Here is a 3,389-nt window from a genome sequence, read left to right as displayed (position 1 = left end):
GGATAGCAAATGTCGAATAAGACCGGGTTGATATGTAAACAGCTATCGCGGAATTACAGTTTCTATGTCGCTCCGGAATATTTCACGGGGGAGATGGAGAATTAACGAGTTCGGGTGCGGATTTCGGTGATTTGGCCGTCGGTGATCGAAAAGTCGTCTTCGAAGGCGAACAGCACGTCACCATCGGCGTCGAGCAACCGGCCCTCGGCGACGGTCGTTCCGCCGTTTTCGGCGATATGAGAGAGTTCGTGGCGCGTCTCCTTGTTCGGTCGGTCGTCGCGCATGAACGAGACGAGCGTGTCCCTGCCTTCGATGGTGCGGTCGGGGCGGTAGTGCACCACGTCCGGCGCGAACAGTCCGGCGAACGTCTCGTAGTCGTGTGCGTCGATGGCGTCGTAGTAGGCGCGAACGACCACTTCGGGGTCCATACGCGGGGAGACGCGGAGGACCCTCTTTAGCCCCTCGGCGGAAACTACGTTTGTCTCCGGAGACGACGGAAGAAACACGACGGGACAATAGGGGTCATATAAACGCCTTTACGGTACGTGTGCGGTGGTCTACTCGCCGGTGAAATCCGGTCAGGTACGACAAGAGGATACTGTTTCCATACGGCTCCGCACCGCCTGTCACACCCCGGCGGGGCCTTCTTCGCGCCACTTTTTACCGAGCCACGCCAAGCGTTCGGCAGTGAACCTCCACGTCCGGTACGAGGGTGACGACGACCCGAAGAAGTGTACGGCCCGGAAGCTCGCCCGGTTCGACCTGACCGAACTCCACCGAACGGCGCGGGCGACACCGTACGGCATCGTCCTCAATCCACACGCGGAGCAGGCGCTCTCGCCCGCCGACCGCGCCGAAACGGACACGCTCGTCGCCCTCGACTGCTCGTGGGAGAGCGCCGAGCGAGCGCTGTTCGAGATGCCGGGAGTGCACCGTGCACTGCCGTTTCTCGTCGCCGCGAACCCCGTCAACTACGGGAAGCCGTTCCGGTTGAACACCGTGGAGGCGTTCGCGGCGGGGCTCTGTATCCTCGGCGAGCGTGCGCAGGCCGAGCGAATCCTCTCGAAGTTCAGATGGGGCGAAACGTTTCTCGAACTGAACGAGGAACCGCTCCGCAGATACGCCGACTGTGAAGATTCGACGGAAGTGGTGGCCGTACAGCAGGAATATCTGGACGCTGGGAAGGAGTAGAACGGACGAGGGCGCGAACGGGAACGACGGGACAACTCAATAACGTTTAAACGCGCGGGGACGAAAACGCACGGTATGGCCAGTTTCGACGTAGCAGAGAAACGAACGCTCGACAAGATGATTTGCATGCGCTGTAACGCACGTAACCCACAGAAGGCGGACAAATGCCGCAAATGCGGCTACAGCAAGCTCCGCCCGAAGAGCAAGGAAGCGCGTAGCGCATAATCGGATTCGCGGTTTTTCGCTGGAAGCGAAACGGGGAGACGAATCGCTACTCGTCCCGTCCGAACCACTCGTCTTCGAGGACTGCGAAGAAGTCGACGTTCACGTACTCACCGTCGAGGAACGCGGATTCGACGTGAGTCGCCTCGTGGCGGAAGCCGAGCTTTTCCCAGATGCGAGCGGAGCCGACGTTGCCCTCGAACACGCGAGCCATAACTCGGTGGTGACGGCGTTCACGGAACCCGAAGTCGGTGATGAGCCGGGCCGCCTCGGTTCCGTAGCCGTTGCCCCAGAACTCCTCCGCGAGGGAGATACCGATCTCGGCGTTCACGCCGGTCGGATCCTTCGGGTAGAGGCTGATCGACCCCATGGCTTCCTCGCCGCGACAGATGAGCAGGTGGACGTGGTCTTCGTCGGTGTCCGAAGCGCGCTCCTCGAACCACTCCCGTTCCTGCTCGCCGTTGATGGGCGAACGACTGCCGAGGTATCGGCGGACGGTCGGATCGTTCATCGTCCCCTGCAGGAAGTCCAAATCGTCCTCCTCTATCGTTCTGAGTTCGATCCGGTCGCCACGTAGAAATGTAGGTCCGGGCATACTTCGAACACTGGAGTACCTGCGAGAAAAGGTCTCGTGAACAATGATAGCACGCGACAATAAAACCGAACGTTTCCGGCGTTATTCCGGATACTTCGGCTCCCGCTTTTCGGCACGTTCCAACGCCGTTTCGATGACGTCATGCACATCTCCGTGGAACTCCTCTCCGTGCCCGGCGTACATGTGCTCGACGGAATCCGGCATCCGGTCGAGGATTTCGCGGATGCTCTCGATGAGTTCCTCGCGGGACTGGCCCGCCATGTCTGTGCGCCCGAAACTGCCGTAGTCGAAGGCACCGTCGTCGTGGACGACGACGTCGCCGCTGAAGATGGTCGAATCGCTCACGAAGGCGAGGTGGTCGTCGGCGTGACCGGGCGTGTGAATGGCTTCGAACTCCTCGTCACCGATTTCGACGGTGTCTCCGTCCACGATTGCGTGATCGCGGCGGGGGTGTGGCCCGTAGGCCGCGAGTTCCGCGTCGAACTCGTCCAGTACGGCGTCGAGTTCCCCGACGTGATCGCCGTGTTGATGTGTGAGGACGACCGCATCGAGCGTGTCCGTGTAGTCGTGGAGCACGTCCACGACGCCGTCCATCGTCCCGGCATCCACGAGGACCGGGCGGTCGCCGAGCGCGAGATAGGCGTTGCAGGTGAACGTCTCGGCGTCGGCAGTGACGTTAACGACTTGCATGGGAGGCTGTTTTCCCCCATCTGCCAAAATTCTGACGGGCGCCGAGCGTTTTTAGTGTTCGAAGCCCCAACCATACAACGCATGGGCTTCGGGAGCTACGACGAATCTGAACAAGAGAACCAGGAGTATAGCGCGGACTTAGACGACGACAGCGGTGTCGAAACGTCTGAACACAACCACGAGGGAAGCGTCGACTTCGAGTTCGGTGCGTCGAACGACGAGCTGTTGAACCGGCTCAACGAGATGAAAGACGACGACGACGAGTAGCGTGAAATCCGGTGTCCGGGCGCTGGGTGTCGCGGAGTCCTATCGCCGCGACACCAGCACGCTCGCTGGCGTCGTTACCCGCGCAAGCCGGGTGACCGATGGCTTTGTTTTTGGAACCTGTACTGTTGGTGGTACCGACCTCACGGACTCGATCATCGACCTCGTGGAGCGTCTCGACCGCGAGGACGTGCGCTACGTCATGGTCGGCGGAATCGCCCTCGCGTGGTACAACGTGTTGGACATGCACCGTCTCCACGACGCCGTCGACCGTCCCGTCATCGACGTCACCTTCGAGGAGAGCGACGGCCTGCTAGAATCGCTGGAGTCGGAGTTCTCGGGCGACGAACTCGACCGACGCCGGGAGACCTATCGAAAACAGCCACCCCGCCGCGAAATCGCCGTGGACGGGGAAACGGTGTTCGTC

General features: G+C 61.0%; 7 protein-coding genes. 4 read left to right on the top strand and 3 right to left on the bottom strand.

The genetic code is table 11. The features are described 5' to 3' along the window. Positions 1 to 101: 101 nt before the first annotated feature. Positions 102 to 428 carry a nuclear transport factor 2 family protein gene (locus tag WBV42_RS06960; RefSeq protein ID WP_423985384.1) on the bottom strand — a complete coding sequence of 109 codons (327 nt, stop codon included), beginning with the start codon at positions 426 to 428 and terminating at the stop codon, positions 102 to 104. Between the two features lie 259 nt (positions 429 to 687). Here WBV42_RS06960 and WBV42_RS06955 point away from each other — a divergent pair, with 259 nt between their 5' ends. Beyond that, the gene (locus tag WBV42_RS06955) at positions 688 to 1,191 is read left to right on the top strand and encodes a DUF367 family protein (protein ID WP_423985383.1); all 504 of its coding nucleotides are present in this window, start codon (positions 688 to 690) and stop codon (positions 1,189 to 1,191) included. A gap of 75 nt (positions 1,192 to 1,266) precedes the next feature. Further along, positions 1,267 to 1,416, top strand: a complete 150-nt coding sequence (locus WBV42_RS06950; protein WP_423985382.1) for a 50S ribosomal protein L40e — start codon at positions 1,267 to 1,269, stop codon at positions 1,414 to 1,416. Positions 1,417 to 1,462: 46 nt separating this feature from the next. Here WBV42_RS06950 and WBV42_RS06945 read toward each other — a convergent pair whose 3' ends face one another. Beyond that, on the bottom strand, positions 1,463 to 2,008 hold the full coding sequence (locus WBV42_RS06945) for a GNAT family N-acetyltransferase (RefSeq protein WP_423985381.1): 546 nt from the start codon (positions 2,006 to 2,008) through the stop codon (positions 1,463 to 1,465). Between the two features lie 81 nt (positions 2,009 to 2,089). After that, a complete protein-coding gene (locus WBV42_RS06940; protein ID WP_423985380.1) occupies positions 2,090 to 2,698 on the bottom strand; it encodes an MBL fold metallo-hydrolase in 609 nt (202 codons plus the stop codon). A gap of 81 nt (positions 2,699 to 2,779) precedes the next feature. Here WBV42_RS06940 and WBV42_RS06935 point away from each other — a divergent pair, with 81 nt between their 5' ends. Both WBV42_RS06935 and WBV42_RS06930 read left to right on the top strand, forming a co-directional pair. Next, the gene (locus WBV42_RS06935) at positions 2,780 to 2,965 is read left to right on the top strand and encodes a DUF5786 family protein (RefSeq protein ID WP_423985379.1); all 186 of its coding nucleotides are present in this window, start codon (positions 2,780 to 2,782) and stop codon (positions 2,963 to 2,965) included. A 1-nt stretch (position 2,966) separates the two neighbouring features. Continuing rightward, the coding region (locus WBV42_RS06930) for a DUF99 family protein (protein WP_423985378.1) at positions 2,967 to 3,389 on the top strand (423 nt) is incomplete at its 3' end.

The organism is Haladaptatus sp., from assembly GCF_049589095.1.
Classification (GTDB): domain Archaea; phylum Halobacteriota; class Halobacteria; order Halobacteriales; family Haladaptataceae; genus Haladaptatus.
This window is presented reverse-complemented; position numbering and strand designations above follow the sequence as displayed.